The organism is Paraburkholderia sp. SIMBA_054 (assembly GCF_046534875.1).
GTDB classification, from domain to species: domain Bacteria; phylum Pseudomonadota; class Gammaproteobacteria; order Burkholderiales; family Burkholderiaceae; genus Paraburkholderia; species Paraburkholderia hospita.
On record NZ_JAWRXV010000021.1, the window covers coordinates 44,110 to 71,104 of the forward strand.

Consider the following 26,995-nt stretch of genomic DNA (forward strand, 5'->3'; position numbering starts at 1 on the left):
TTGTGACACGGGCAATGATTTTGCAATGTGGGATTTCGAGTGCTGGTCGTAAGCGCACGCATGTCGAGCGGGATTTGAAGGCCATTGCGTTCACGCGAACTACGCATCGTCTTCTTCACGATAGACGCGAGGCATATGCAGGCACGGCGTGGTCAGAAAGACCTGGCCTGTTTTGCTCACGATGATTGATCCTCTCGTGTCGAGAATCGAAACGTTCAGGATGAAAACCAGGTTGGTGATGTTTCGTTTGTTGTCGGGCGTTTGCCACCACCAGAGTTCGGGCATTTTCAGATAGAGCGAGTACATCCCCAAAAGGCTGATTCCCGCCTCCGATGTTGGCCCCTTCTTGGTGTGCATCGGGTCACAAGTCAAAACCTTTATTGTTTCCAGCTCTCCATTGCCCCAGAAAGCGGCCGAGAAATTTCGCGCAATCAGGCCTTCAACAGGTACTCCGTCTGCGCTGCGGACACGGACGAGAGTCGGAACTTTGATTGCCGACTTGTCCGCGGCAGGGTTGAACATCGGACCAGCCGGTGTCGACGTAAAGCCGATTGCTCCGTCGACGAGGATGTCTTCGTGAGCAAAGCGGACGGGGGTATCTACGGGTGCCTTGACGATAGGTCCAGTAACCACGGTTCACTCCTTGTTATGGGCGCAATTGCGACGCGGGATGATTTATCTGCTTTCAAATCGTCGACGAGTGCTACTGCATTACGTTAGGTCAATCAGGGTGATTGCGTGTTTCGAAGTGTTGGCAAGCGAACAAAACATCATGATTCTTCAGCAGGCCCACCACGCCACTCCTCATTGGCCCCCCTCCATACCCGGTGATAACATTTGTTGTCATCCTCATCCCCCGGTACACCGTATGCCCGACACCTTCGACCAGCTCGCCGCCCTGATCCGTGGACGCTTCTCCGAACTCAGTCCGCAGTTCCAGATGGGCGCGGCGTTTCTGCTCGATCATCCCGATGAGGTCGCCGTCTCGTCGATGCGCAAGGTCGCCGAGCGCGCGCAGGTGCAACCCGCGTCGCTCGTGCGGCTGTCGCAGCAACTGGGCTTTCCGGGCTGGAACGAATTGCGCGATCTGTTCGTCGCACGGGTGCGCACCCGGCCCGAGCCGCTGACGAGCCGCGCCCGCTCGCTCGTCAAGGGTCACGCGAAAGACGCGCTCGCGCACGATCTGCTCGTCGCGCAACAGCACAATCTCGAAGTCACGGCCGCGCACAACGCGCGCGTCACCGTCGAAGCGGCCAAGCTGCTGCGGCGCGCGCCGCACGTGCATGTCGCCGGGTTCCGGTCGTGCTTTCCCGTCGCGTTCGGTTTCGTCTATGGATACCGGCTGTTTCGCTCGTCCGTCTCGCTGCTGTCAGGCGAAGCCGGCACGCTCGAAATGCAGTTGCGCGGAATCGAACGCGACAGCGCGACCGTCGTCGTCAGCTTCGCGCCATATTCCGTCGAGGCGGCGCGCGTCGCCGAAGCCGCGCTGGAAAAGGGCAGCAAGCTGATCGCGATCACCGACAGCGCCGTGTCGCCCATCGCGCTGAACGCCGACAAGGTGCTGATCTTCTCGCACGAAAGCCCGTCGTTCTTTCCGTCGCTAGTGGCGGCGACGGCGATTGCGGAATCGCTGGTCGCGCATCTGCTCGCGCTCGAAGGCACAGACGCCGTCCAGCAGCTCGAACTCGCCGAGCAGTCGCTGCACGCGAAGGGCGCCTACGTGCCCTGACCGGCGCCCGCAACGCTCACGGCAAGGTTCATCGCAACAGACGGGCGCATTGCGCCGTCATTGACAACATATGTTGTAATGAACTATAAATGTGCATCGCGTGTTGATTGATGTTCGAGGTGTCGTGTGTCGAAGCAGAGTTGGGAGTTGCATCGGATAGCGGGCGAGCCGTTTGAAATCGGCCGTCAGCTTGGCGAACTGGCGCGGCCGGCGTTCGATCCGTACATGCAGCAGAGCGCGGCGTGGCGCGACGTGCAGGCGTGGCGCGGCCACGCGTTCGTGCAACATCTGCGTGACGCGGCGCGCGCGCACTGTCCGGATCAGCTAGCCGAGTTAGATGGCATCGCGGCGGGTCTCGGCTGGCGGGCGGACGACATTTTCCTGTGGAACTGCCGCGGCGAACTGGTGCACAACACGCCCGACGGCTGCACGACTTTCGCGGCCGTGCGCAGCGGCGACACGCTGATCGCGCACAACGAAGACGGCGATCCGTTCCTGCTTGGCAAGGGTTTGCTCGTCGACATCCAGCCGAAGGGCAAGCCCGGCTTCATCAGCTTCTATTACCCCGGCTCGCTGCCGGGCCACACGTTCGCGGCGAATCGCGCGGGTCTCGCGCAGGCGATCAACAATCTGCGCATCCGTCAGCCCGTGACGGGCGTGCCGCGCATGATCCTGGCGCGTGCGGTGCTCGATCAATCGACGCTCGACCAGGCCGTGCAGTTTCTGCACGACACGCCGCGCGCGAGCGGCTTTCATCACACGCTCGCAGCAGCGGGCGATCGCCGCGTGTTCGGCGTCGAGGCCACGGCAATGCGCTGTTCGGTCGAACCCGTCGAGCGGATTGCGGGCCACGCCAATCACATGATTCATGCTGGCTGCGAAGCCGAGGCGCAGATCGTCACCGATTCGTCATGCGATCGTCAGGCGCGCGTCGGCGTGCTGCTCGAACAGCGCGGCGCGCAGATCGACGGCGACGCGCTCGTCGACATGCTGCATGACAAGGCGGCCACCGGTCTGCCCATCTACCGCGACGACCCACGCGATCCCGACGACGAAAACACGCTCGCGACGGCGCTGTTCCAACTCCACGACGACGGTGTCGCATTGCGTGTTCACGCGCAACGCGCCGTCGTTTTCGAAACCTTCATTGCACGCACGGCGGCCTGAACGTCGCTGGCTTCCGCTCACTCAAGGAAAGCGCATGACTACCGTATTCCACCGCATGCCGAAGCAGACCTTGCCCGTGGCCGTCAAAGGCGAGGGCATCGAGATCGTCGATTCAACGGGCAAGCGTTATATCGATGCATCGGGCGGCGCGGCCGTCTCGTGCCTCGGCCACAGCAACCAGCGCGTGATCGATGCGATCAAGCGTCAGGTGCAGGAACTGCCGTACGCGCACACGTCGTTCTTCACGACGCAGCCCGCCGAGGAACTCGCCAGCTATCTCGTCGAACGCGCGCCGCAAGGTCTCGCCCATGTGTATTTCGTGTCGGGCGGATCGGAGGCGATCGAAGCCGCGTTGAAGCTCGCGCGTCAATATTTCGTCGAAGTGGGGCAGCCGCAGCGGCGGCATATCATCGCGAGGCGTCAGAGCTATCACGGCAACACGCTGGGCGCGCTCGCGATCGGCGGTAATGCGTGGCGGCGCGAGCCTTTCCTGCCGCTGCTGATCGACGCGCATCACGTGAGCCCGTGCTATGCGTATCGCGAGCAGCGCGCGGACGAGACGGAAGAACAGTTCGCGCAGCGCCTCGCCGACGAGTTGGAGCAGAAGGTTCTCGAACTCGGTTCCGACACGGTCGCCGCGTTCGTCGCGGAGACGGTGGTCGGCGCGACAGCGGGTGCGGTGCCGCCCGTGCGCGAGTATTTCCGCAAGATTCGCGCGGTGTGCGACCGCTATGGCGTGTTGCTAATTCTCGATGAAATCATGTCGGGCATGGGCCGCACGGGCCACTTGTTCGCATGCGAAGAGGACGGCATCACGCCTGATCTGCTGACCATCGCAAAGGGCCTCGGCGCGGGTTATCAGCCGATCGGCGCGACGCTCGTGAGCGACAAAATCTACCAGGCGATCACGGGCGGCTCCGGGTTCTTCCAGCACGGCCACACCTATATCGGCCACGCGACGGCCTGCGCCGCCGCGCTCGAAGTGCAGCGCGTGATCGCCGATGAACATCTGCTCGACAACGTGAAAGCGCGTGGCGAGCAACTGCGTTCCCTGCTGCGCGAACACTATGCGCAGCATCCGTACATCGGCGATGTGCGGGGACGCGGCCTCTTCGTCGGCGTGGAACTGGTGCAGGACCACGCGACGAAAACGCCGTTCGATGCGAAACTGAAGCTGCATGCCGCGATCAAGCGTGAGGCGTTCCAGCGTGGTCTGATGGTGTACCCGATGGGCGGCACGGTCGACGGCAAGATCGGCGATCATGTGCTGCTCGCGCCACCGTTCATCTGCACGCCGCGCGATATCGAACAGATCGTCAGCCGCTTGACAGATGCGATCGAAGGCGCGCTCGCAGCATCGGGCGCGGCCTGATCGAACCACAAACCCTGCACGAAGAGCTATTCATGACCAACCGCTTGCCTCCTTTCGACGCCAGCCACGCGACACCCGACCAGAAAGCCGTGCTCGACGAAATCCTGTCGGGACCGCGCGGCAATCTGAACGGGCCGTTTCTCGGCTGGATTCATAGCCCCGAACTCGCGCAGCACGCCCAGCGCCTCGGCGCATTCTGCCGCTACAAGACGGGCTTGCCGCTGCGCCTGTCGGAACTGGCGATTCTCGTCACGGCCTCGCGCTGGCAGGCGCAGGCCGAGTGGTTCATCCACTATCCGATCGCCATCGACGCCGGCGTGCGCGCCGAAGACGCCGAAGCGATCCGCCTGGGCCAGACGCCTTCGTTCGCCGACGCCGACGATGCGCTCATCTACGCATTCGCGACGGAACTGTACGACGCGAAGCGCGTGTCCGACGCGACCTACGCGAAGACGGTCGAACGCTTCAGTCACGAGGTCGCGATCAATCTGGTCGCGCTGCTCGGCTATTACGCGCTGGTCGCGATGACGCTGAACGTGTTCGGTATGCGCGCACAGGGGCAGGACTCGCTGCCGTTCACCGAGTAAGCGGGTTCGGCGCAATCCAGCGCGACAAAAGCAAAGGCCCCGGCTGACTTCATGAGTCAGCCGGGGCCTTCGTTCGTTCGACGGCGGCGCGTGAACCTTGAATCACACGCGCCGCGTCACGTCACGGCAAAAAATACTTAGTTGCCGCGGAACGTCGAGAAGATGCGCTGTTCGACGCTCGGACGCTTGCCCGATTGCGACGAGCCAGCCGAGACGCCGCCGACTTCCGTCGCTCCCGACGTTGCGCCCAATTGCGGCTTGGCGGGCGGATACGCCACGTCGTTCTGGTCCAGCGAGCCGTTTTGCTGCGCGGCGACCAGTTCAGCCTGGACTTGCGCGCGCGTCACGGGGCCATTGGCTTGCTGCGCGAACGCGGCGGCGGGAACGATCAGAGCGGATGCGACGACCACTGCGGAAAGAAGCGATTTCATGATGACCTCCGAGAACATTTGTTGATCGGTTCGGTTTGAACACCGATGTCCGAACCGTTGACCAGAGTGTATTTCCGACAGGGTGATGAAAAAAGCGGCAGATTGGATAAAGATTCTTGCGGTGGATGAAATAATGGTCATGCGCGCTGCTTCACGGCAGTGCCACCGATATCCGCCTATGATGAAGCTTCGGTCCACGCCCACGGCCCACGGGTTTGGCGCAGCACGCGTGACCGATGCCGACGCCGCGTGATTTCGGGCGGGACCGTCGCGGCCGGCATCGTGGTTGGGAACGCGGCAGCGCGAACGCGACACAGGAGCGACTAATGAAGCGCAAAGCATCAGCAATCTGGCAGGGCGGTCTGCAAGACGGCAAGGGCTCGATCTCCACCGATAGCGGCGTGCTCAAGGACACGCAGTATTCGTTCGCGACGCGCTTCGAAAACGGCATCGGCACGAACCCCGAAGAACTGATCGCGGCGGCGCATGCGGGATGCTTTTCGATGGCGTTGTCGGCGGAACTCGGCAAGGCGAACATCAAACCGGAGCGCATCGCGACCACGGCCACGGTCACGCTCGACAAGGACGGCGGCGGCTTCGCGGTGACGGCCTCGCATCTGGACGTCGTGGTGAAGATTCCAGGCGGCGACAAGGCCGCGTTCGACAAGGCCACGGCCGACGCCAAGGCCGGTTGCCCGATCTCGAAGGTGTTGAACGCAACGATCACGATGGACGCGAAGCTCGAAACCTGAGCGAGCGGCGCATATTGCGCATCTTTTGCTTTTGCCCGGTCATGAGACAGGCTGGGCAAAACTTCCCATTCCGCACATCCCGAACATTCCGCATCCACTTGTGCGACCGTTGGAGCCGCCATGACAACAACACAAGCAGACAAGGCGCGGGCGTTTCGCGCGCTTCACGAGGCCAGCGTGCCGTTCATCATTCCCAATCCGTGGGATATCGGCTCCGCGCGCCTGCTCGAAGCGCTCGGCTTCAAGGCGCTGGCGACCACGAGCGCCGGCTACGCTTTCACGCTGGGCTTGCCGGACAACGCCGTCGGCCGCGACCAGATGATCCGGCATCTCGCCGAACTCGCGCCGTCGACGGATCTGCCTGTCAGCGCGGACCTCGAAAACGGCTTCGGCGACGCGCCGGAAGAAGCGGCCGAGACGATTCGCCAGGCGGCTGCGGCGGGTGTCGTCGGCGGCTCGATCGAGGACGCGACGGGCCGCGCCGGCGATCCCATCTACGCACATGAACTCGCCGTCGAGCGCGTGCGCGCCGCCGTGGAAGCGGCCCGTTCGCTGCCGTTTCCGTTTACGCTGACGGCGCGCGCAGAGAACTATCTGAACGGCCGCGCCGATCTCGCGGATACGATCCGCCGTCTCCAGGCTTTCCAGGAAGCGGGCGCCGACGTGCTCTACGCGCCGGGCCTGAAAACGCGCGAGGATATTGCCGCCGTCGTCAGTTCCGTCGACCGGCCCGTCAACGTGCTGATGGGTATGGCGGGCATGCCGTTTTCCGTCGACGATCTCGCGCAGATGGGCGTGAAGCGGATCAGCGTCGGCGGGGCGCTTGCGCGAGCGGCGCTGGGCGCGTTGCTGCGCGCCGCCAATGAGATGCTCGGGCGCGGCACGTTCACGTACACGAACGAAGCGGCGACGATGAAGGAGGTCACCGATCTGTTCGCAGCCGTGCGCAAGCACGATTAACGCAGCGTTGCGCGTGGCGTTATCGATGCGTAACAGGGTTGGACGGCGATTCGCGCGAACAGCATGGACCTGCGTTACGAAGCGTCAGGGCGTTTGGCCGGGTAATGCTGATCGGTGACCGGCTGCCAGGGCGGCTCCAACCTGCCTTCCGAACCCGGGTCCTGGCCGTCGGCGGCGTCCGTGTCATAGATATTCGACGCGGCCGCTTTTTCCGCGCGCCAGCGTTGGCGCGATGCGTACATCGTCTGTAGCGCGAGGCGTGCCATCTTCACCCATCCGGAGGGGCGCGGGTCGGCCAGCATGCTGAGCGCGCGTGCATAGTCGAGCGTGAGTCCGGGCGTCCATGCCATCGTCGCCGAGCGCTTTCTGACCTGTGCCGCGACCCAGAGTTCGGGCGTGGTCGCCACGCGCAGGAACGGCTTCCAGCCGCTGCGCTTTCCCCACGCACGCACCGATGCGCCCTCGATCGCCGCCTCCAGCGCTTTCGCGACCGTGCTAGAACAATTGCGGTACGTGAGGTTGTAGGTCGTATCGCGACGATACTCGGCCCAGAATCGTGCGAGACGCTCCGGATCGTAGTTACGGATGCGGATTTGCCGCGTCGACGGACACCATGCTGCCGATTCCGTCGCGTAGTCCGGCTGGAACAGACCGGGCACGTCGTTGTCGCGTGTCGCGCGCAGGATCCGCGAAAATTCCTCCGGCGACCGCTCGATTTCAACCGCCGGGTACAGGCTGATATAGATGCCTTCGGCCGTTTCGAGCGCGGCGTGCCCCGTCGAGATCGAGCCGTTCCTGTCGACGGCGGCGATGTAGCGGTCGACGATCGGCTGCCGCCGCGCTTCGGCTTTTACTGTTCCAACGGGCGTCCAGACGTGCACGGTCAGCACATGCTCGTGCGGTTCGGGCGGACCGTCGAATGAGTCCGGTAGCGGGCGCTTTTGTCCTGCTGGCGTATCCGTCGTGGCGGTCGTCGCCGCTGCAGTCGCGTGCCCAGCGGGTTGCTCATCGGCGACGGCGGGGTTGATCGCCATTCGCCGTACGCGCATGGCGAGCAGGATCATGTTCCAGCCGCCAAACAGCAAGCCGAATGCCACGCAATACGCAACGGTGCCCGCATAGTGATCGGGGTAGGGCTGATAGAAGAAGATTGCAATCGCAACCTCCAGCCCGCCGCCTGCGGCTGCAATTTTCCACTTCCGGTAGCGGACCACTCTGGCCGCGATCATTTGCAATGCGCCGTCCACGAGAAACAGCGTGCCGAAGATCATCGACAGAATAAAGTTGCCGTGTTCCCCGCCGACCAGCACGAGGGCCGCGGACAGAATGAACGTGATCCCTTTCACGTAGCGCAGGGTGCGCTGGCCGCCCATGCCCGTCCATGCGACGCATGCCGTCGCGACGCCCTCGAGCAGCAGCAGGGCGGCAAACGGCATGATTGGGAACCACAGTGCGCCGTCGAGCGCATCGCAGAAGATCGTCACACCGAGCACGACACTCAGGCAGCCGACCATCAACAGTTCGCGCCAGCGGACGCGGAGATAGTCGACACCAAGAAGAATCATCGCGAGACGGACCATGATTTCATCCTTGCTGCATTTCCCGATTGATGCAGGCCGGGACACCAGTTGGACTGCGCTTGCCGCGGGCGTCTTGGGCTATGCCGCGTGACGGGCAACACAACGCATCATAGTGCGATTCTGTGAGATGTGAGAAACGGTTGGCGGGATGCAGGTTGAGTGCTGCATTGGATGTTTTGTGTGACGATAGGCCGTGAATGTTTGCGCCCCGTCCAGAGCCTTGCTGTTCGGCCATGCACGTCACATTGACGTCTTGTCCGACCCATCATGGAGCGAATCGATGTCCGCGACTCGCCTCCAGAAATCCCTCGGCCTTTGCTTGCGAAAGCCTTCCGTTCAGGCATGGACTAGCCCAACGCGGGCTCACGCGCGCTCGCTAGACAAAATTTCGCGAGTCAGTCACTCGCATCACAATATTTTTCTTCGCGGATCGTCATCACGGGTATGGAACCGCCAAACGCCCCGAGCACGATGACCGAGCAGGACCGCGAAATCGCCGATGCGGTCGCCCGCGAGCGTCCGAGGCTGCGCAATTTCATCCGCCGCCGCGTCATCGATCAGGACGAAGCCGACGACATCCTTCAGGACGTTTTCGAAGAACTCGTCGAGGCCTGGCGGCTGCCGGACCCCGTTGAGCAGGTCGGCGCGTGGCTGTTTCGCGTCGCGAGAAACCGGATCATCGACCGCTTCCGCAAGAAGAAGGAAGCGCCGCTGCCCGATGCCGCCAATGCCGAAGATGCGGACGACGAATACCGCCTGGACCTGACGCTGCCCTCGGCCGACGCCGGACCCGAGGCCGCTTACGCACGCGCGGCGCTGCTCGACACACTGCGCGCCGCACTCGACGAGTTGCCCGCGAACCAGCGTGAGGTGTTCATCGCTCACGAACTGGACGGCCGCAGCTTCAAGGAGATGGCGGCCGCGACGGGCGTCGGCATCAACACGCTGCTCGCGCGCAAGCGCTACGCGGTCCTGCATCTGCGCGAGCGCCTGCGATCGTCCTACGACGGCGTCGAGATATGAACCCAAGGAGAATGGAATGAAGTTCCGCCGCAAAATTTTCGCCAAGGCGCTGTTGCTCGTGCTGATCATTGCGTTGCTGGGCTGGATCGTCATGAGGCTATGGAACTGGATCATCCCGACCCTCGTCATCGATGCGCATGCGATCGACTATCCGCGCGCGATCGGTCTGCTCGTGCTCTGCCGGATTCTTTTCGGTGGATTCCGGGGACATGGCGGCTGCTACAAAGCCCGGCAATGGCGTCACTGGCAACAGATGACGGAGCAAGAGCGTGAGCGGCTGCGCAACGACCCAACGTCGGCTTCGCGCCAGAACGAGGGAGCGGGCACATGACACGCAATGCCACTTCGGCCTGCAAACAGCCGCCCGGCGTGATCGTTCCAAAGGTCGATTTCGCGCGCTGCGAAGGTAAGGCGGATTGCGCGGTTGTTTGCCCTGAAAACGTATTCGACATCCGCCGCATCGATGCAGCCGATTACCAGACACTCCGCCCATTACAACGGTTCAAGCTGCGCGTGCATGGGATGAAGGTCGCCTACGCGCCGCGTGCGGACGCGTGCCGCGCATGCGGGCATTGTGTGTCGGCGTGTCCCGAGCACGCCATCACGCTCGTCAGGATGCGCTGAACAGCCGTTCCACATCAAGGTTGAAATGACCATGCTCAGTCCACATGAACTGGCAACGCTGATGCTCGTGCGCAGCGCACCCGATCAGATCGACACGACGCGTGTCGAACTCGATACCCTGCTGGATTACCGGCTCATCTCTATCGAGCCGCGCGTTGGTGGATGGCGTCGTCCGATGCTGACGCCCGCCGGCGTGCATCTGCTGGAAGCCGCCGCGCGCCTCGAACGAAAACGCTATGGTGACGCGCTGACGAGGGAAGACGACAATCTGCTGTAGCCACAGAGACGAACCGACGACAAACCGCGCCGCGAACGTTCCAATTGACGGGCTGACATAATCCACCTGTCGCCCATCCACCCAGAAATCTCCATGCCCGATACTGCCGCGCGCACGCTACGTGTCGCTCCGCTTTTTGCCCTGCTGCCGTTCCTGCATCCTTATGCGAAGCGCTGGGCGCTCGCGTTCCTGGCGCTCCTGACGTCGGCGGGCGCGACGCTGGCGCTCCCCGTCGCGTTCAAGTATCTGATCGACCGTGGCTTCGCGAGCGGCGACCGCACGCATATCGATCGCTACTTCATCGCGCTCTTCATCGTCTCGCTGATTCTCGCCGCCGCAACGGCGCTGCGCTTCTATTGGGTGTCGTGGCTCGGCGAACGGGTCACGGCCGATTTGCGGCGTGCCGTCTACGACCACGTAATGCGGATGAGCCCGCAGTTCTTCGAGACCACGCAGACGGGCGAGGTGCTGTCGCGGCTCACCACCGACACGACACTGATCCAGACCGTGGTTGGCACGAGCCTGTCGCTTGGACTGCGCAATGTGCTGCTGGCCGTCGGCGGCATTGCGATGCTGATCACGACGAGCCCCGTGCTATCCGGTTACATCATCGCGACGCTGGTCGTAGTGGTCGCGCCCATCGTGATCTTCGGGCGGCGCGTGCGGCGGCTTTCGCGCGCAAGCCAGGACAAGATCGCGAACGCCAGCGCGCTGGCGGGTGAAGTGCTCAATGCAATGCCGACTGTGCAGTCGTACACGCAGGAGACCTACGAGGCGAAGCGCTTCGGTAGCGCTGTCGAACTGGCCTTCGACACAGCGCTCACACGCATTCGCGCGCGTGCGTCGCTGACGGCAGTGGTGATCGTGTTCGTCTTCGCCGCCGTCGTGTTCGTGCTCTGGCTGGGCGCGCAGGCGGTACTCGCCGGACAGATGACAGCGGGCCAGCTGTCGCAGTTCATCCTTTATGCGGTTTTCACGGCGGGTGCGGTGGGAGCCGTCGCCGAAGTGTGGGGCGATCTGCAGCGGGCTGCCGGCGCAACGGAACGGCTACTGCAACTGCTGGCGGCGCGTTCGCCAGTGGAGGAGGCCGGGACGACCGTGCCGCTGCCCGCGCATGGAGACGGTATCCGTTTTCACGACGTCAGCTTCTCCTATCCGTCGCGTCCCGGCATCGCCGCGCTCTCCGGCTTCTCGCTCGATGTGCGTCCGGGTGAGCATGTCGCGCTGGTCGGGCCGTCTGGCGCGGGCAAGACAACACTGTTTCAACTGCTCTTGCGCTTTTACGAGCCGCAGTCCGGCGACATACTGATCAACGGTGTGTCGACGAATCAGGTATCGCTCGCTTCATTGCGCAAGGCGATCGGTGTCGTGTTGCAGGAATCGGTGATCTTTTCGGGCAGCGTGCTCGATAACATCCGCTACGGGATGCCCGACGCAACGCTCGTTCAGGTGCAGCGCGCCGCCGAGATGGCGGCTGCCGCCGGCTTTATCGCGGAACTGCCGCAAGGTTATGACACGTTCCTGGGGGAGCGCGGTGTGCGGCTGTCGGGCGGTCAGCGTCAGCGCCTTGCGATCGCGCGCGCGATTCTCAAGAACCCGCCCATTCTGCTGCTCGACGAAGCGACCAGCGCGCTCGATGCCGCGAGCGAACGGCTCGTGCAAACGGCGCTGGACAACGCCGCGTTGAACCGCACTACGCTTGTCATCGCGCATCGTCTTGCTACTGTGCAGCAAGCGGACCGCATCGTTGTTCTGGACCAGGGCCGCATTGTCGCGCAAGGTCGTCACACAGAGCTTCTGCAGAGTTCGCCGCTTTATGCGCAGCTTGCGGCACTGCAGTTTGGCGAACTGCACGGGAAGAGTGTGGAGCGTGACATCTTGCGCGCTCACGTTGGATTTCAGTGAACCGGTCAGGCGGACTTGTACAGCTGTCGGCTGCACTCGGCCGCGAACCGTTCTCCATCCTGATCGCCGCAAGTACAGCAGCATTGCGGGACGCGTGTGATAGCGATGCTCCCGTCCACTTCATGCAATCGTCCCCGTAGGCGGGGAGCGACAACACTAGTCCGCCCGCACCTTCACATATCGGCCAGGCGCCGGTTCGATCGGCCGGTGTTTCGCATTGCCCAGCCGCGTGCGCGCTTTCACCTGCTCGCCTGCATGCTGCTTCAGCCACACGATCCAATGGTTCCACCAGCTACCCGGCTGTTCTTCGGCGGACTCCAGCCATGCTCCGGCGTTGCTGACAGACTCGTCGCTCGTCCAATAGCTGCGCTTGTTCTTCGAAGCAGGATTGATGACGCCAGCGATATGCCCGCTAGCGCCCAGCACGAATTCGACCTTACCGCCCAACAGTTGTGTAGAGCGCCACGCGGATTGCCAGGGAACGATGTGATCCTCCTGCGTTGCAAGCAGATAGCCCGGCATATCGATGCGCTTGAGATCAACGGGCGTGCCGCACATCGTGAGCTTGCCGGGCACGCGGAGATTGTTCTCAAGATACATGTTACGCAGATACCAGCTATACATCGGCCCGGGAAGATTCGTGGTGTCCGCGTTCCAGTACAGCAGATCGAATGCGGCCGGCGTCTTGCCTTTCAGGTAGTTGTTCACGACGTACGGCCAGATCAGATCGTTCGCGCGGAGCGTCTGAAAGGTGAAGCCGAGTTCACGTCCGGGATACAGCCCACCGCGACCGATCGTCTGCTCGCGCATCGAGACACCCGCTTCGTCGACGAAAACGCCAAGGTCGCCCGGTTCGCTGAAGTCGAGCAACGCTGTCAGCAAGGTCACACTGGATACCGAATCGTCGCCATTGGCACGCATCACCGCGAGTGCGGACGACAGCATCGTGCCGCCGACGCACCAGCCCAATGCATTGACCTTATCGGCGCGACTGATGGCGCGCGTCACTTCGATGGCCTTCATCACACCATGTTCTAGGTAATCGTCCCAACTGGTATGAGCCGTCTGTGCGTCTACATTGCGCCAGGACACCATGAACACGGTGAGACCCTGTTCATTGGCAAAGCGCACGAAGGAGTTTTGAGGCTGCAGGTCCAGAATGTAGAACTTGTTGATGCAAGGCGGGACGATCACGAGCGGGCGCTGCGCGACCGTTGGCGTGAGCGGTGCGTACTGGATCAGCTGGAACAGATCATTCTCGAATACCACCGACCCTTCGGACACCGCGACGCTGTTGCCCACTTCGAACGCGCTCTGATCGGTGATCGAAATGGTGCCTTGCTTCATATCCTCCAGCAGATGCGTGAGGCCCGCCAGCAGACTGCTCCCGCTGGTTTCGAGCGCACGCCGGATCACTTCGGGATTGGTTGCAGCAAAATTCGAAGGACTCGCCAGGTCGATGAACTGCCGCATGAAAAAACGGAGTTTCTGTTTTTCCTTCTCATTCAACGCGCTCGCCTCGGTCACGTCTTCGAGCATCTGGGCGTTGATCAGATAGTTTTCCTTCAGAAAGCCAAACCAGCCATTTCCGGACCATTCTTCGGCATGAAAGCGCCGGTCGCCACGCGTTGGCTCCACTACCGGATTCACGCCCGGCTTTGCGCCGAGCACGCGAATCAAGGTGCTGTTCCAAAGCCCTGCTTGCTGTTGCCAGTATCGGGTGCTGGCACGCATCGTGATGTTTCGCGCGCCGGACGGGACGGGATGGATCTCGTTGCCGTCGGTGTCCAATACAGTCATGTCGTGACCGTCGGTTAGCGGCAGTCCTCGCCAGAAATTGAAGCTGGCATCGAGCCAACCTGTAGCGAACTCATCCGGCATGCTAAATAACATCTTCATATCAAGTCCCGACCATTACCTTTTATTCGCTGAAAGATCCGTGGATGTCTTGCTCAGCTCGTCGCGCGAAGTGGGCATGACGAGCGCGTCGCCTTCTATCACGACCTTGCCGCCGACCGTGCAGATCGTCGACATCACCACGCGGCGTTTCTCCGGAATCAGTTCCTTGATGGTCACTTCTGCGTGCACCGTATCGCCTGGGCGTACGGGGGCTTTGAATCGAAGGTTCTGCCCAAGATAGACGGTGCCCGGACCCGGCAGCCGGCCGGCAATGGTCGCGGAGATGATGCTCGCCGTGAGCATCCCGTGCGCGATGCGCCCCTTGAAGGGCGTCGTCTGCGCAAATTGCTCGTTGATGTGAACCGCGTTCATGTCTCCCGACGCACCAGCGAACAACAGAATGTCGGCCTCCGTGATGGTCTTGGCAAAGCTGGCGCTCATACCAGGCTGCAGGTCTTCGTAGTCGTAACCGTTCAGTTCGTTCATGCGTTTTTCCAGTTGCCGGCGTGCAGTCCCCACTTTCATCGTGTCTCGCACGTCATGGAGCTGCATCGTTCGGTTAGTCCGAGCGGTTTGTCGTGCCTGATATCGTACTGTCAGGGTCCGTCGATGCCCGTGTCCAAACCTGCCGTTGCAGTGACAAAGCAGGCCATGCTGGTCATCACGGCAAAGCGGGATCGTCGCGCACTGGCGTGCGCCAGTGCGTCGAGATCAATGCTCCGTGTGGAAACCGACGCCGGTGATGACCGGCTCGGCGCTATCGTCATTTCAATCGGCTGTTTCGCCAGTCACGCGGCGTCATGCGAAATTGCGACGTGAACCACTTCGTGAACGAGCCCTGTTGCGAGTAGCCCAGCAGTGCTGAGACCCGGCCGATCGGATAGCGTGGATTGCTCATATAGCGCACGGCCAGTTCGCGCCGGACTTCCTCGACCAGCGTCGAGAAGCTGGTCTCCGCCGATTCGAGCTGACGCTGCATGGTGCGTACGCTCAGACCCAGCTGCCGCGAAACCAGCTCGACCGTGGCTTGCTCGAGCGGTAGCAGCAAATAAATCGCCTTGCGCACTTCGAGCGCAGCCGAGTCGGCGCTCGCCGCGTTCATTGGCGTGGCGAGGCTTTCGGCGTATCGCACCAGTTCTGGATCAGCGGCAGGATTCGGGTAGTCGAGATCGGCCGCTGCACAGACGAAGCCGTTGAAGTCGCTTCCGAACTGCAGTGCACAGCCGAAGAACCGTCGATGAAACGTCAGGTCGGCAGGTCCGGCGTGAGTGAAATGGACAGTGCGCGGCTTCCAGTGGTCGCCGAGCAGGGCGCTGGCATGGCGTGCGAGCACGGCGACCGCCAGCTCGATCGCCTGCTTTGTCGGGGTGCCCGGTTCGACGACGAGTTCCTCCCTGATCGTAACCGTGTCGCCCGCGTTCTCGACGTAGACCGCCAGCGCTTCGTTGAGCAGATGCCGGTATTCGGCTGCGGCGAGCAGCACCTCGCGCAATGTGCGTTTGTGGGCGAGCAGGATATTGACCACGCCAGTCCCGAACTTCTGACGGGTTTCCGCCATTTGCAGGGCGAAGGTCGGGCAAGACGCCATATCGGCCGTCAGTTCGATGAGCCGGCAGCATGCGGTGGCCGGCACGCGATCGTCGGGATTGGCGAGCGCTGCCGCATCGATCCCGAACTGCTGCACGAGCTCGAACGGGTTCAGTCCGAGCCGCCGTGTCACATCGAAATAGCCGCCCATCGCTACCGACCGCAGCATCGTTTCCATCGCTACTCCCGCTTGAACGTGTGGGCCGCCAACTCGCGCCTGCTACAGGCTAGGTGTTTTCACGGAGTGGCATGCAACGCTAAAACAATGGCGCCCAATCACAAAAGTGTAGCGCGTGATTCCCGTACTGTGCGGATATCGGTTCTGGTGTTTTCGCTGATGCGACGCGCCACCGGAACATCCTCACCCCACACCGGAGATAAAAGATGCAGTTTCTCGACGATTCGCTCCACCCGGAGAACCAGGACAAGGTTGTCATCACCACCGCGCCGTACGGTCCGGAATGGATGCCGGCTGACTTCCCCGAAGACATTCCGGTGACGATGGACCAGCAGGTCCAGAAGGCCGTCGACTGCTACAACGCTGGCGCCACGGTGCTTCACCTGCACGTGCGCGAACTGGACGGCAAGGGCTCGAAGCGCCTGTCGAAGTTCAACGAACTGATCGCGGGTGTGCGCGCCGCCGTGCCTGACATGATTATCCAGGTGGGCGGTTCGATATCGTTTGCACCGGAAAACGACGGACAGGCCGCGAAGTGGCTCTCCGACGATACGCGTCACATGCTGGCCGATCTCGACCCGAAGCCGGACCAGGTGACGGTCGCGATCAACACGACGCAGATGAACATCATGGAGCTGCTCTATCCGGAATATCTGGCAGGCACGTCACTGTCCAATCCGGCGTTCATGGCGGCGTACAGCGAGATGACCGTGCCGGCGGGCCCGGCATGGGTCGAGGAACATCTGCGCCGCCTGCAGGCATCGGGCATTCAGCCGCATTTCCAGCTCACGGGCATCCACGCTCTTGAAACGCTCGAGCGCCTTGTGCGCAAGGGCGTCTACAAGGGGCCGCTGAACCTGACATGGATTGGCATCGGTGGCGGCTTCGACGGCCCGAACCCGTTCAATTTCTTCAATTTCGTGCATCGCGCGCCGGATGGCTGCACGCTGACTGCCGAGTCGTTGCTCAAGAACGTATTGCCGTTCAACATGATGGCAATGTCGATGGGCCTGCATCCTCGCTGCGGTATCGAAGACACGATCATCGATCAGCACGGCAATCGCTTCACGTCGGTGCAGCAGATCGAGCAGTGCGTGCGCGTCGCACGCGAACTCGGGCGCGAAATTGCCACCGGCAAGGAAGCACGCGAGATCTACCGCATCGGCGTGCAGTACGAGACGGCCGATGAGACGCTCGCGGCCAACGGTATGGCGCCGAACCGCGAGTCGGGCGTCAGGAACCTGCCGCTGCGCGCGGCGTGATGGTGCAGTCCAGGCGGTAGTTGTCGCCGGTTTAAAAGGCGGGACTCCCCGGTTGGCGCCGGGGAGCGAGTTGCGATATTCATAAGCGGTCACTGTGCCCTGCGGGCAAAGACGGCCGCTACAAAGCGGGACGAAGGAGACACATCATGCTCATGCAGCATGCCGAACCCACGGCGGGCAATGTACCCGTCACACAAGCGGACGTGCGCGGCTATGCATGGATCGTATTTGCCCTGACGGTCGGGCTGTTGCTCTCCGACTACATGTCGCGGCAGGTGTTGAACGCCGTGTTTCCGCTGCTCAAGGCCACATGGGGCCTTTCCGATACCCGGCTGGGTTCGCTGAGCAGCGTGGTCGCGCTGATGGTCGGCGTGCTCACCTTTCCGCTGTCGGTGCTTGCCGACCGCTGGGGGCGCGTGAAGAGCATCGTCCTGATGGCGGCGATGTGGAGTCTAGCGACGCTGGGCTGCGCGATCTCGACGAACTATGGCGAGATGCTGCTGGCGCGGGCGTTCGTCGGTATCGGCGAAGCTGCCTACGGCAGTGTCGGGATCGCAGTGGTCCTGAGCATTTTCCCCGCACGGCTGCGCTCCACGCTGACGGGCGCGTTCATGGCGGGCGGGGCGTTCGGCTCAGTGCTGGGCATGGCACTGGGCGGCGCGGTCGCGGCCCAGATGGGCTGGCGTATGGCGTTTGGCGCGATGGCGGCACTGGGGATCGTGCTGGTGATCGTCTACCGGCTCGTCGTTACCGAACAGCGTCTCGCGCTGCTGCAGCCGGCAAGCCTGAACAAGGCGGAAGGGCTCGGTGTGCGGATGAGCCTGCGCGCGCTGATGAAGGGGCTGTTCTCGACGAAGTCCGTCGTGTGCGCCTATGTCGGCAGCGGTATCCATCTGCTGGTTCCCGCCGCTGTGTGGGCGTGGATGCCGAGCTTCCTGAATCGCTACTACGGCATGCCCATCGGCAAGGCCGCGACGAGCGCGGCAGTGTTCGTGCTGGTGACGGGCCTTGGCATGGTGGTGTGCGGCAGTCTCGCCGACCGGCTCAGCAAGAATGGACGCGAACGCAAGTGGAGCGCTGCTATCGCCTTCTGCCTGGCGTCCTTCACGCTGCTCGCGATTGGCTTTCGCATGCCAGCAGGTCCGTTGCAACTGATGGTGATCGGCGTTGGCATGTTCTTCTGCGCAGGGGCGAGCGGCCCGTCGGGTGCGATGGTGGCCAACCTCACGCCGCCGTCGATACATGCATCGGCGTTTGCGACCCTGACGCTCGCGAACAACCTGCTGGGTCTGGCACCCGCTGCCGTGCTCACAGGCGTCATTGCCGACCGGCTCGGACTGCTTGGCGCATTGCAACTCGTGCCGTTTGCGCCGCTCATTGCAGCTATCGCGTTCTTTATCGGCAAGCGCAACTACACGAGCGATCTCGATCGCCTGAATACGCTGCGCGAAGAGGCCGCACACTGAGTGATCCATGGCAACGCGTGCGTTACGCCGCGGGCCAAAACTAATTCGCAGTTGAGTAATGGATAGGAGATTCAACATGGCAAAGGCAGTGCGCTTCCATGAAACGGGTGGTCCCGAAGTCTTGCGCTACGAGGACGTTGAAGTGGGCGATCCCGGCCCAGGGCAGGTCCGCCTGCGTCACGAGGCAGTCGGCCTGAATTTCGCCGACACGTATTTCCGCAGCGGCCTCTACCCGGTCCCACTGCCTGCAGGCATGGGCGTCGAGGCGGCGGGCGTGGTCGAATCGATTGGCCCGGGTGTGACGAACGTCGCGGTGGGCGATCGCGTGACTTACACGGGTTTCGTCAATACGCTTGGCGCCTATAGCACCGAACGCCTGGTTCCTGCGGGTCCGCTCATCAAGCTGCCCGATGCGATCTCCAGCGAAACGGCTGCTGGCATGACCATGCGCGGCCTGACCGCGTCGTATCTGATGCGCCGTATCCATGACTTCAAGGCGGGCGACGTCATTCTGCTGCATGCCGCTGCGGGTGGCGTCGGGCTGATCGTGTCGCAATGGGCGAAGCTGCTGGGTCTGACCGTGATCGGCACGGTTTCGACGGAAGCCAAGGGCGAGATTGCCCGCGCGCATGGCTGCGACCACGTCGTCTACTACGGCCGGGAGAACGTCGCGAAGCGCGTGCGCGAACTGACGGATGGCGTCGGCGTGAACGTGGTATTCGACAGCGTCGGCAAGGATACCTTCGAGGCTTCACTCGATTCGCTCAAGCGTCGCGGTCTGATGGTCTGCGTGGGCACGGCGTCGGGTCCGATCCCGCCGTTCAATCCGCAGATGCTGGCGGTGAAAGGCTCGCTGTATATGACGCGCCCGGCGCTGGCCGACTATATCGCCGACCCCGTCGAAAAGAACGAACTGGCAGGCGAAATCTTCGGGCATATCGCCGCGGGCCGCATCAAGATCGAGCTCAACCAGCGCTACGCGCTCGAGGATGCGGCGCAAGCGCACCGCGACCTGGAAGCGCGCAAGACGACCGGCTCGTCGGTCTTCGTCATCTGAGGAACAAGCCATGCGAGTCGAACCCTTGACGTGTACGATCGGCGCCGAACTGACGGGCGTGCATCTCGCCGATGCGATCCACGATGACGGCCTGTTTGCGGAAATCCGTGCGGCGCTGATGAAACACCGCGTGGTGTTCCTGCGCGACCAGGAGATCACGCGCACCGAGCATGTTGCGTTTGCGCGCCGGTTCGGAGAACTGGAAGATCATCCCGTCGCAGGCAGCGATCCGGACCATCCGGGCCTCGTGCGCATCTACAAGAATCCGGACCAGCCCAACGACCGCTACGAAAACGCTTGGCACGCCGACGCCACCTGGCGGGAAGCGCCGCAGTTCGGCGCGGTGCTGCGTTGCGTGGAGTGTCCGCCCGTGGGCGGCGACACGATGTGGGCGAACATGGTCCTCGCCTACGAGAACCTGCCGGAGCACATCAAGACGCAAATCGCGGACTTGCGTGCCCGCCACAGTATCGAGGCGAGTTTCGGCGCCGCGATGCCCATAGAGAAACGCCTCGCACTGAAGGCGCAATTCCCGGACGCGGAGCACCCGGTGGTGCGCACGCACCCTGAAACAGGCGAGAAGGTGTTGTTCGTGAATGCTTTCACCACGCATTTCACCAACTATCACACGCCGGCACGGGTGCGCTTCGGGCAGGACGCGAATCCGGGTGCGGGCGATCTGCTGCGCTATCTGGTCAGCCAGGCTTACCTACCCGAGTACCAGGTGCGCTGGCGCTGGAAGCCGAACAGCATCGCGATATGGGACAACCGCAGCACGCAACACTATGCGGTGATGGACTACGCGCCGTGCCATCGCAAGATGGAGCGCGCCGGGATTATCGGCGACAAGCCGTATTGATGGGAAAGGCAACGTCGTCATGACTCTCGGTATCACACCCACCATTCTGATCGTGCCGGGCTTGCGCGATCACGTCGCCGGGCATTGGCAAACGCTGCTGGAGCAGACGTTGCCGAACGCGGCTTCCGTGCCGCCGCTCGAATACGACGGGCTCAGTTGCGCGGCGCGTGTCGCGGCACTCGATGCGGCGCTCGCGAAAATCGACGGCCCGGTGATTCTGGTGGCGCATAGCGCGGGCGTGATGATCACGGTGCATTGGGCGAGGCAGCACGACCGCAAGATTCACGGTGCGCTGCTCGCAGCGCCTGCCGACCTCGAAACGCCGCTGCCGGCTGGCTATCCGACTTTCGATGCGCTCGCAGTGAATGGCTGGCATCCCATTCCGCGCGAACGGCTGCCGTTTCCGAGCATCGTGGGCGCGAGCCGCAACGATCCGCTCGGGAAGTTCGAGCGTGTGGAAGCGATGGCGCGTGACTGGGGCAGCCGTCTCGTCGATCTCGGCGAAGTCGGTCACCTCAATCCCGCTGCGGGCTTTGGCGAATGGCCGATGGCGACGACGCTGATCCGCGAGTTGCTCTGATCTGACTGTTACCTCATTTGGCAAGAAAAGGAGCCTGCGATGTCACGTCAGGTAGGGATCGGTGTTGCCGGCGAAATCGAGCCGGGCCAGCGCAAGCGGGTATTCGTCGACGGTCGATGCATCGTGGTTTTCAACGTCGACGGTGCGATTTACGCGATCGACGACTCGTGCCCGCACAACGGCGCGTCGCTCGGGAATGGTCAGCTGGAAGGGCCCGTGCTGCGCTGTCCCGCACACGGTCTGCGCTTCGATCTGCGCACGGGATGCACGCCCGGAACGGTCGGCTTGAGCCTCATCAGGTTCGCCGTCGAGACAGTCGATTCGAAGCTGGTCCTGAATCTCGACGAACAGAACGCAGTGCTGAGGAACGTGACAGGCGGCAATGCAGCAGGACAACCGGAAGCGCGGCACTGCGCGACCAGACAGGAGAAGCAACAATGCAAGGTTTGATGATGCAGCAGCCGCTGCTGGTCTCGTCGCTGCTCACGCATGCGGAACGTCATCACGGTGGGCAGGAAATCGTGTCGCGACGCGTCGAAGGGGATATTCACCGCTATTCGTACCGGGACCTCGCACAACGCGCACGCCGCATGGCCAATGCGCTTACCGCCCTCGGCATCGAGCAAGGCGAGCGGGTCGGGACGCTCGCATGGAATGGCTACCGCCATATGGAGCTTTACTTTGCCGTGTCGGGATCGGGCGCCGTGTTGCATACGCTCAACCCACGGCTGCATGTCGATCAGCTCGCGTACATCATCGAGCACGCGCAGGATCGCATCGTGTTCTTCGACCTCACGTTCCTGCCGTTGATCGAGGGCGTCGCGTCGCGCGTGAAAAGCCCGAAGATCTTCGTTGCGATGACCGATCGGGCGCACATGCCGACAACGCATGGCTTGTCCTCGATGCTGATGTGCTATGAGGATCTCATCGATCTTCACCATGATGTATTCGACTGGCCGCTGCTCGATGAAAACAGCGCCTCGTCGCTGTGCTACACGTCGGGCACCACGGGCAATCCGAAGGGCGTGCTGTACAGCCACCGCTCGACCGTGCTGCATACCTATGCGGCAGCGTTGCCCGATTCGCTCAACTGTTCGGCGCGCGATGCGATTCTCCCCGTCGTGCCGATGTTCCATGTGAACGCGTGGGGATTGCCGTATATCGCGTGCATGGTCGGCGCAAAGCTGGTGTTTCCGGGGCCGGCGCTCGACGGCAAATCCCTCTACGAACTGATCGAAGCCGAGCAGGTCACGCTGTCGGCGGGTGTGCCGACGGTCTGGCAAGGACTTCTCGCACACGTCGACTCGATCAAGGGTGCGTTCTCGCATATGAGGCGCACGATCGTCGGCGGCGCAGCGTGTCCGACTGCGATGACGGCCGCATTCAGGGAGTCTCATCGCGTCGAGGTCCTGCACGCCTGGGGAATGACGGAATTGAGCCCGGTCGGCACGGTCTGTAGTCTCAAGGCACATCAGCTTTCGCTGCCTGTCAGCGAGCGTTACGCGGTCCAGGCGAAGCAGGGGCGCGGGGTGTTCGGCATCGACATGAAGATCGTCGATGCGGATGGCAACGCGTTGCCGTGGGACGGCATCGCGGCGGGCGATCTGCTGGTGCGCGGTCCGTGGGTCGCGCGGGAGTACTTTGGCAGCGAAGGCCAGTCGCCGCTGCGCGACGGCTGGTTTCCGACGGGCGACATCGCAAGGATCGACGCCGATGGTTTCATGCAGATCACCGATCGCAGCAAGGACGTCATCAAGTCGGGCGGAGAATGGATCAGTTCGACCGACATCGAAAACGTTGCGTGCCTGCACCCCGACGTGACGACTGCCGTCTGCATTGCCGCGCGGCATGCGAAGTGGGACGAACGGCCGTTGCTGCTGATCGTGAAGAAGCCGGGAAGCGGGCTGGACGCGAACGGACTGCTGGCTTTCCTTGACGGACGCATTGCCCGATGGTGGAAACCCGACGCCGTGGTGTTCGTCGATAGCGTTCCTATCGGCGCAACCGGCAAGGTGCTCAAGAATCAGTTGAGAGATCAATTCGGCGACTATTACCTGACGGCCTGACACGCGAACCTGAAAGACACGCGTTCATTTGATCAAACAACGACCGGGAACATCCCGGCACTTATAGAACCAGAGGAGACAAAATGAAATTGAAGTTATGCTGCGCTGCTGCGCTGGCGATTTTCGCCACGGCAGCCCATGCGCAATCGTCGGTCACGCTGTATGGCGTCATCGACACCGGGATGCTGTATCAGAGCACGTCGGCGGCAACGTTCCAGCCGCATGCGCCTAACCTCGGCCACGTTTACCAGCTCAAGGACGGCGGTATCTACGCCAGCTTCTGGGGGCTCAAGGGAAGCGAGGATATCGGCGGCGGCTACAAGATCAACTTCAAGCTGCAGGGCGTATTCAACTCCACGAACGGCAAGTTCGGTCTCGCCGATACGCCCGGCACGACCGCGATCTTCAACCAGTTTGCGACGGTCGGGGTATCCGGGCCATTCGGAACATTCGACGCCGGACGGCAGATCATCCCGATGATCTACGCGATGGCCGAAACCGATGTGCGCGGCGCACAGTATTTCGGCAGTATCCTGACTGCATGGCTTGGCATCAATCAGGCGGCCGGCTGGCCCGGCACCAGTACCAACGCCCCGATCGGCGCTCTGTATGACAGCAATGCACTCGTCTACAATTCGCCGAAATTTTATGGTGCTTCGCTTGCGCTCGAGTACGCGCCGGGCGGCGTCGCCGGTCAGTTCCAGGGCGGTACGCGTGAATCCGCCGTGCTCAAATATTCGAACTACGGTCTGAATCTGTCCGCCGTGTACTACAACGGACACGATACGAATCCGTTCCCGCTGACATATCCCGCCGCTCCCGCCGTGCCCGCGACAGGTCTTGCCAACAACCGTTTCTACTATTTTGGCGCGATGTACACGATCAGCGGGTTTTCGATATCCGCGTCTTACGGCATCGGCAAGAATCCGGCAAAAAGCAATACTGCCGATTTCGAAATGATATCGGGCGGCCTTGGCTACCAGTTCAACCCTAGCCTCAAGGTCACGTCCGGCTACTACTACCTGAAGGACCGGAACAATTCAGCGAACCACTCGAGCGAATTCGCAGTGGGCGCGGAATACAACCTGTCCAAACGGACCAAGGCCTACGCGCAGGTCGGCTATGTCGACAACAAGGGGACCATGAACCAGACGATCATCTACGGCGCGCCGGTTGCGCCGGGAGAGTCCACCACTGCGGCAATGGTCGGCATTCGCCATGCGTTCTGAGTTCACCACAAAGATCAACGGGAGTATTCGATGAAAGACAATCACATAGTTGAACTGGCCGTCGCGCTATTGTTCGTCGCAGCGTCCATGAATGCATGGCCCCAGTCGGGTCAGCCAGCAAGTGGGCCTGCCAGTGTACCGGGCGCATCCGCGATGACGGCGTCCGGCGCAGCCGCACCGGCTACCGGAAGGAAAGCAGATAGAGCGCTGCGTCGGAAAGTGTATGCGGCCATTGGAAAGCAAAAGGAGATCAGTGCCGGGGATATCGGCGTCACCGCGAAAGACGGCGCGATAACGTTGTATGGCTCGGTTACCGATGCATCGCAGATCGACAAGGTCGTGGAGCTCGCGAAAGGCGTTCCGGGCGTGACTTCGGTGACTAACAAACTGGCTGTGAAGAAGCCTCTCGGCGGGATGTAGGCGGTCTTGGTCGGTGGCGGTGACGGTGTGTGAGTCGGAGTAGCGGGCCGCAATCGTTACTAAAGTCCTCTTCGCCTCTTGCTTCAAGCCGAGCCGTTTGAAACAGGCGGATAAAAGGCTTTCGCGATCGACGTTTCCGGTTCCGGGCAGAGGCGCAGAAACTACCCTTCATTCAAGGGCGAGGTTGTGTCAGGCACCCAGATCTGAACACAGTTGCGTCCGTGATTCTTGGCTGCGTACAACGCTGCGTCGGCGCGTTCCTGTGTTGCGCTGAGATCGCTTTCTTTCTCATCGTACAGGGCGATGCCGATGCTGAGCGTTTGCGAAACCGTAGCTCCGGATTCGAGCGATATAGGCGTGTCCTGCACGGCGATACGAATGCGTTCGGCGATCGTTCGCGCCTGTTCGAGATCGGTATCCAGCAGGATCGCGGCAAATTCTTCGCCTCCAAGCCTGGCCGCCAGATCGTCTTCGCGAAGTGCATTCTCGAACGATCGGGCGGTCACCTGAAGCACGCGATCGCCGGCCGCATGTCCCCACGTGTCGTTGACGCGTTTGAAGAAATCCAGGTCCAATGCCAGAACGGATAGCGGCCGGTGATGACGTCGTGCGTGTTCGACTGCTTTTTCGGCTGCCTTTGCGAAATACCGGCGATTGGCGAGCCCGGTCAGCGCATCGAAGTCGGCTTCTGTCCGAAGTTGTTTAAGCAATTGATGTTGATGGGTGATATCCACCAGTGTGACGAGCAGTGAATCCGGTTCATCTCCTTTATCACCTGTTCGAAGCCGGGTGCAATGCACGAGCATGTGCCGGATTCCGTCACGCGTGAGAAGAGGAACGGGCTCGTCCGTAACGACTTCACGCACTCGCGTCCAACTGCCGGCGTCGACAAAGAGCCGGGAAAACGGTTGGCCCTTACCGGCTACGGCGCCAAACAGCGCAAGCAGCGCTTCATTGGCCAGCACGATATTCTCCGTTTTGATGTCGACGATCGTGACGGGTGTCGGCATGTTTTGCACGATGGTCAATACCGTGCCCGCAAATCCCTCGATTCGATCGTGCAGGCGGTGCTCACGCTGGATAAGCAGCACGCCGCCCGCCAACATCAGAAGGAGCAGGGTGGCTCCGGCGAGATTGATGTACATGCTGTTCCGCAGACTGTCACGGTAGCCGCTGACGGCGTAACCGACATCCAGTGTCCAGTAACCAGCGGCCGGTCCCAACACTATCCTGCGCGTCGCGACGAGGCGCTCGGTCGGGTCAAAACTCCAGCGCGCATAGTGAGTGCCCGGGATTGGTCCTTGGCGAGCAGCATTGCCTTCAACGAGTTCATGCCCGATTGCCAATCCGGAATAGCGGGGATAGCGCGCGATAACGCGATGCTCGCTGTCGCTCAATATGATCGCGGTGCCATTCACCAGCTTCACGCCTTCGAGCAGGTGCTGTTCGAGGGGAATCAGATAGACCGCGATGGCATCGAATTTCCCCGCCCGGTTGCGATGGCCTTCTGCTACGACCAGCGCGCCGCTTTGCCTCCACACAACAGGTAGCCAGAGATGGGTAGCGGGGGCGGCGCGTACCGTGTCCAGGATGGTAGTGAAGTTCGATATTTCGTTGCGGATGCCGGGGCGAGATCCAGCGACGAGGCGCGCACTCCCGTCAAACACGGCAATCGACGAATCGCCTAGCGACTCCTTTAGCGTGTCAGTTACATCGTGGAGAGATTTATCGGTGAGGTTGTCTGCGTCGATCAGGGTTCGCGTGACAGCCATCATCCCATTGAGATCCCGGAGGCGGTCTTCGACCAGCCGTTGGATAAGAGAAGTCTGTACATCCAGACGCTGTGCGGCCTGTTGATCGGCCGCCCGAAAGTCATGCAAGGACTGGTAGGTATTGACCACGATATTTGAAGCAACCAGCACGGCAAATACGGGCAACGCTTTCCGCAGCCACGACTTTCGCATGACGGGATTAAGCGACCAGCT

The 26,995-nt window shown here is 62.1% G+C and carries 27 protein-coding genes; 20 read left to right on the forward strand and 7 right to left on the reverse strand.

The features are described 5' to 3' along the window. Window positions 1-99 precede the first annotated feature (99 nt). On the reverse strand, window positions 100-633 hold the full coding sequence (locus tag SB822_RS24880) for a hypothetical protein (RefSeq protein WP_094297589.1): 534 nt from the start codon (window positions 631-633) through the stop codon (window positions 100-102). Between the two features lie 235 nt (window positions 634-868). Between SB822_RS24880 and SB822_RS24885 the strand changes: the two genes are divergently transcribed. The 4 genes from SB822_RS24885 (at window position 869) to SB822_RS24900 (ending at window position 4,855) form a co-directional block, all read left to right on the forward strand. Continuing rightward, a complete protein-coding gene (locus tag SB822_RS24885) occupies window positions 869-1,729 on the forward strand; it encodes a MurR/RpiR family transcriptional regulator (protein WP_009770670.1) in 861 nt (286 codons plus the stop codon). Window positions 1,730-1,855: 126 nt separating this feature from the next. Beyond that, window positions 1,856-2,896 carry a C45 family autoproteolytic acyltransferase/hydolase gene (locus SB822_RS24890; protein ID WP_410855847.1) on the forward strand — a complete coding sequence of 347 codons (1,041 nt, stop codon included), beginning with the start codon at window positions 1,856-1,858 and terminating at the stop codon, window positions 2,894-2,896. 34 nt (window positions 2,897-2,930) lie between these two features. Next, entirely contained in the window at window positions 2,931-4,268 is a 1,338-nt protein-coding gene (locus tag SB822_RS24895; protein WP_094297588.1) for an aspartate aminotransferase family protein, read from the forward strand. 32 nt (window positions 4,269-4,300) lie between these two features. Continuing rightward, window positions 4,301-4,855 (forward strand): carboxymuconolactone decarboxylase family protein, encoded by a 555-nt coding sequence (locus tag SB822_RS24900; RefSeq protein ID WP_009770673.1) that lies wholly within the window; start codon window positions 4,301-4,303, stop codon window positions 4,853-4,855. 137 nt (window positions 4,856-4,992) lie between these two features. On the opposite strand, the gene SB822_RS24905 is transcribed toward SB822_RS24900, so the two are convergent. Further along, window positions 4,993-5,286 (reverse strand): DUF4148 domain-containing protein, encoded by a 294-nt coding sequence (locus SB822_RS24905; protein ID WP_039902427.1) that lies wholly within the window; start codon window positions 5,284-5,286, stop codon window positions 4,993-4,995. Between the two features lie 326 nt (window positions 5,287-5,612). Between SB822_RS24905 and SB822_RS24910 the strand changes: the two genes are divergently transcribed. Then, a complete protein-coding gene (locus SB822_RS24910) occupies window positions 5,613-6,038 on the forward strand; it encodes an OsmC family protein (protein ID WP_007747477.1) in 426 nt (141 codons plus the stop codon). A 120-nt stretch (window positions 6,039-6,158) separates the two neighbouring features. Beyond that, window positions 6,159-6,998 carry an oxaloacetate decarboxylase gene (locus SB822_RS24915; protein WP_410855848.1) on the forward strand — a complete coding sequence of 280 codons (840 nt, stop codon included), beginning with the start codon at window positions 6,159-6,161 and terminating at the stop codon, window positions 6,996-6,998. 74 nt (window positions 6,999-7,072) lie between these two features. On the opposite strand, the gene SB822_RS24920 is transcribed toward SB822_RS24915, so the two are convergent. Continuing rightward, window positions 7,073-8,578: an HdeD family acid-resistance protein gene (locus SB822_RS24920; RefSeq protein WP_094297585.1), complete on the reverse strand. Its 1,506-nt coding sequence runs from the start codon at window positions 8,576-8,578 to the stop codon at window positions 7,073-7,075. A 444-nt stretch (window positions 8,579-9,022) separates the two neighbouring features. Between SB822_RS24920 and SB822_RS24925 the strand changes: the two genes are divergently transcribed. From SB822_RS24925 to SB822_RS24945, 5 genes are all read left to right on the forward strand, one after another. Beyond that, window positions 9,023-9,601 carry a sigma-70 family RNA polymerase sigma factor gene (locus SB822_RS24925; RefSeq protein ID WP_094297584.1) on the forward strand — a complete coding sequence of 193 codons (579 nt, stop codon included), beginning with the start codon at window positions 9,023-9,025 and terminating at the stop codon, window positions 9,599-9,601. A 16-nt stretch (window positions 9,602-9,617) separates the two neighbouring features. Next, window positions 9,618-9,932 carry a hypothetical protein gene (locus SB822_RS24930; protein WP_094297583.1) on the forward strand — a complete coding sequence of 105 codons (315 nt, stop codon included), beginning with the start codon at window positions 9,618-9,620 and terminating at the stop codon, window positions 9,930-9,932. Continuing rightward, window positions 9,929-10,225 (forward strand): 4Fe-4S dicluster domain-containing protein, encoded by a 297-nt coding sequence (locus tag SB822_RS24935; protein WP_094297582.1) that lies wholly within the window; start codon window positions 9,929-9,931, stop codon window positions 10,223-10,225. Before SB822_RS24930 ends, SB822_RS24935 begins: the two co-directional genes overlap by 4 nt. Window positions 10,226-10,256: 31 nt before the next feature. Beyond that, window positions 10,257-10,502 carry a hypothetical protein gene (locus SB822_RS24940; protein WP_165904531.1) on the forward strand — a complete coding sequence of 82 codons (246 nt, stop codon included), beginning with the start codon at window positions 10,257-10,259 and terminating at the stop codon, window positions 10,500-10,502. Window positions 10,503-10,595: 93 nt separating this feature from the next. Next, window positions 10,596-12,407, forward strand: a complete 1,812-nt coding sequence (locus SB822_RS24945; RefSeq protein WP_410855849.1) for an ABC transporter transmembrane domain-containing protein — start codon at window positions 10,596-10,598, stop codon at window positions 12,405-12,407. 156 nt (window positions 12,408-12,563) lie between these two features. Here the strand turns inward: SB822_RS24945 and phaC are convergent, their stop codons facing one another. The 3 genes from phaC to SB822_RS24960 form a co-directional block, all read right to left on the reverse strand. Beyond that, on the reverse strand, window positions 12,564-14,306 hold the full coding sequence (gene phaC, locus SB822_RS24950; RefSeq protein ID WP_114222528.1) for a class I poly(R)-hydroxyalkanoic acid synthase: 1,743 nt from the start codon (window positions 14,304-14,306) through the stop codon (window positions 12,564-12,566). A 15-nt stretch (window positions 14,307-14,321) separates the two neighbouring features. Then, the gene (locus SB822_RS24955; protein ID WP_035537291.1) at window positions 14,322-14,792 is read right to left on the reverse strand and encodes a MaoC family dehydratase; all 471 of its coding nucleotides are present in this window, start codon (window positions 14,790-14,792) and stop codon (window positions 14,322-14,324) included. 277 nt (window positions 14,793-15,069) lie between these two features. After that, entirely contained in the window at window positions 15,070-16,071 is a 1,002-nt protein-coding gene (locus tag SB822_RS24960) for an AraC family transcriptional regulator (protein WP_007747448.1), read from the reverse strand. Window positions 16,072-16,277: 206 nt separating this feature from the next. Between SB822_RS24960 and SB822_RS24965 the strand changes: the two genes are divergently transcribed. The 9 genes from SB822_RS24965 to SB822_RS25005 all read left to right on the forward strand — a co-directional run bounded on the left by SB822_RS24965 (window position 16,278) and on the right by SB822_RS25005 (window position 25,010). Further along, window positions 16,278-17,333 carry a 3-keto-5-aminohexanoate cleavage protein gene (locus SB822_RS24965; RefSeq protein WP_079501558.1) on the forward strand — a complete coding sequence of 352 codons (1,056 nt, stop codon included), beginning with the start codon at window positions 16,278-16,280 and terminating at the stop codon, window positions 17,331-17,333. Between the two features lie 146 nt (window positions 17,334-17,479). After that, window positions 17,480-18,799, forward strand: coding sequence for an MFS transporter (locus SB822_RS24970; RefSeq protein ID WP_086917867.1), 1,320 nt, complete (start codon window positions 17,480-17,482; stop codon window positions 18,797-18,799). A gap of 76 nt (window positions 18,800-18,875) precedes the next feature. Then, window positions 18,876-19,856, forward strand: a complete 981-nt coding sequence (locus SB822_RS24975) for a quinone oxidoreductase family protein (protein WP_007747443.1) — start codon at window positions 18,876-18,878, stop codon at window positions 19,854-19,856. Between the two features lie 10 nt (window positions 19,857-19,866). Continuing rightward, window positions 19,867-20,715, forward strand: a complete 849-nt coding sequence (locus tag SB822_RS24980; protein WP_079501555.1) for a TauD/TfdA dioxygenase family protein — start codon at window positions 19,867-19,869, stop codon at window positions 20,713-20,715. 19 nt (window positions 20,716-20,734) lie between these two features. Next, window positions 20,735-21,295 (forward strand): RBBP9/YdeN family alpha/beta hydrolase, encoded by a 561-nt coding sequence (locus tag SB822_RS24985; RefSeq protein WP_086917865.1) that lies wholly within the window; start codon window positions 20,735-20,737, stop codon window positions 21,293-21,295. Window positions 21,296-21,334: 39 nt separating this feature from the next. Next, window positions 21,335-21,745 carry a Rieske (2Fe-2S) protein gene (locus SB822_RS24990; protein ID WP_410855850.1) on the forward strand — a complete coding sequence of 137 codons (411 nt, stop codon included), beginning with the start codon at window positions 21,335-21,337 and terminating at the stop codon, window positions 21,743-21,745. Beyond that, entirely contained in the window at window positions 21,733-23,361 is a 1,629-nt protein-coding gene (locus SB822_RS24995) for a 3-(methylthio)propionyl-CoA ligase (protein ID WP_410855851.1), read from the forward strand. The genes SB822_RS24990 and SB822_RS24995 overlap by 13 nt, the downstream gene beginning before the upstream one ends. A gap of 83 nt (window positions 23,362-23,444) precedes the next feature. Continuing rightward, window positions 23,445-24,590, forward strand: coding sequence for a porin (locus tag SB822_RS25000; protein WP_410855852.1), 1,146 nt, complete (start codon window positions 23,445-23,447; stop codon window positions 24,588-24,590). A 30-nt stretch (window positions 24,591-24,620) separates the two neighbouring features. Continuing rightward, entirely contained in the window at window positions 24,621-25,010 is a 390-nt protein-coding gene (locus SB822_RS25005; protein WP_007747426.1) for a BON domain-containing protein, read from the forward strand. A gap of 161 nt (window positions 25,011-25,171) precedes the next feature. On the opposite strand, the gene SB822_RS25010 is transcribed toward SB822_RS25005, so the two are convergent. After that, window positions 25,172-26,974: a diguanylate cyclase gene (locus SB822_RS25010; RefSeq protein WP_410855853.1), complete on the reverse strand. Its 1,803-nt coding sequence runs from the start codon at window positions 26,972-26,974 to the stop codon at window positions 25,172-25,174. Between the last annotated feature and the right edge of the window lie 21 nt (window positions 26,975-26,995).

Coding starts and splice junctions, on each gene's coding strand:
- SB822_RS24885 (WP_009770670.1), top strand. CDS start 869: ATGCCCGACACCTTCGACCAGCTCGCCGCCCTGATCCGTGGACGCTTC.
- SB822_RS24895 (WP_094297588.1), top strand. CDS start 2,931: ATGACTACCGTATTCCACCGCATGCCGAAGCAGACCTTGCCCGTGGCC.
- SB822_RS24900 (WP_009770673.1), top strand. CDS start 4,301: ATGACCAACCGCTTGCCTCCTTTCGACGCCAGCCACGCGACACCCGAC.
- SB822_RS24905 (WP_039902427.1), bottom strand. CDS start 5,286: ATGAAATCGCTTCTTTCCGCAGTGGTCGTCGCATCCGCTCTGATCGTT.
- SB822_RS24910 (WP_007747477.1), top strand. CDS start 5,613: ATGAAGCGCAAAGCATCAGCAATCTGGCAGGGCGGTCTGCAAGACGGC.
- SB822_RS24915 (WP_410855848.1), top strand. CDS start 6,159: ATGACAACAACACAAGCAGACAAGGCGCGGGCGTTTCGCGCGCTTCAC.
- SB822_RS24920 (WP_094297585.1), bottom strand. CDS start 8,578: ATGGTCCGTCTCGCGATGATTCTTCTTGGTGTCGACTATCTCCGCGTC.
- SB822_RS24925 (WP_094297584.1), top strand. CDS start 9,023: ATGGAACCGCCAAACGCCCCGAGCACGATGACCGAGCAGGACCGCGAA.
- SB822_RS24930 (WP_094297583.1), top strand. CDS start 9,618: ATGAAGTTCCGCCGCAAAATTTTCGCCAAGGCGCTGTTGCTCGTGCTG.
- SB822_RS24935 (WP_094297582.1), top strand. CDS start 9,929: ATGACACGCAATGCCACTTCGGCCTGCAAACAGCCGCCCGGCGTGATC.
- SB822_RS24940 (WP_165904531.1), top strand. CDS start 10,257: ATGCTCAGTCCACATGAACTGGCAACGCTGATGCTCGTGCGCAGCGCA.
- SB822_RS24945 (WP_410855849.1), top strand. CDS start 10,596: ATGCCCGATACTGCCGCGCGCACGCTACGTGTCGCTCCGCTTTTTGCC.
- phaC (WP_114222528.1), bottom strand. CDS start 14,306: ATGAAGATGTTATTTAGCATGCCGGATGAGTTCGCTACAGGTTGGCTC.
- SB822_RS24955 (WP_035537291.1), bottom strand. CDS start 14,792: ATGAACGAACTGAACGGTTACGACTACGAAGACCTGCAGCCTGGTATG.
- SB822_RS24960 (WP_007747448.1), bottom strand. CDS start 16,071: ATGGAAACGATGCTGCGGTCGGTAGCGATGGGCGGCTATTTCGATGTG.
- SB822_RS24965 (WP_079501558.1), top strand. CDS start 16,278: ATGCAGTTTCTCGACGATTCGCTCCACCCGGAGAACCAGGACAAGGTT.
- SB822_RS24970 (WP_086917867.1), top strand. CDS start 17,480: ATGCTCATGCAGCATGCCGAACCCACGGCGGGCAATGTACCCGTCACA.
- SB822_RS24975 (WP_007747443.1), top strand. CDS start 18,876: ATGGCAAAGGCAGTGCGCTTCCATGAAACGGGTGGTCCCGAAGTCTTG.
- SB822_RS24980 (WP_079501555.1), top strand. CDS start 19,867: ATGCGAGTCGAACCCTTGACGTGTACGATCGGCGCCGAACTGACGGGC.
- SB822_RS24985 (WP_086917865.1), top strand. CDS start 20,735: ATGACTCTCGGTATCACACCCACCATTCTGATCGTGCCGGGCTTGCGC.
- SB822_RS24990 (WP_410855850.1), top strand. CDS start 21,335: ATGTCACGTCAGGTAGGGATCGGTGTTGCCGGCGAAATCGAGCCGGGC.
- SB822_RS24995 (WP_410855851.1), top strand. CDS start 21,733: ATGCAAGGTTTGATGATGCAGCAGCCGCTGCTGGTCTCGTCGCTGCTC.
- SB822_RS25000 (WP_410855852.1), top strand. CDS start 23,445: ATGAAATTGAAGTTATGCTGCGCTGCTGCGCTGGCGATTTTCGCCACG.
- SB822_RS25005 (WP_007747426.1), top strand. CDS start 24,621: ATGAAAGACAATCACATAGTTGAACTGGCCGTCGCGCTATTGTTCGTC.
- SB822_RS25010 (WP_410855853.1), bottom strand. CDS start 26,974: ATGCGAAAGTCGTGGCTGCGGAAAGCGTTGCCCGTATTTGCCGTGCTG.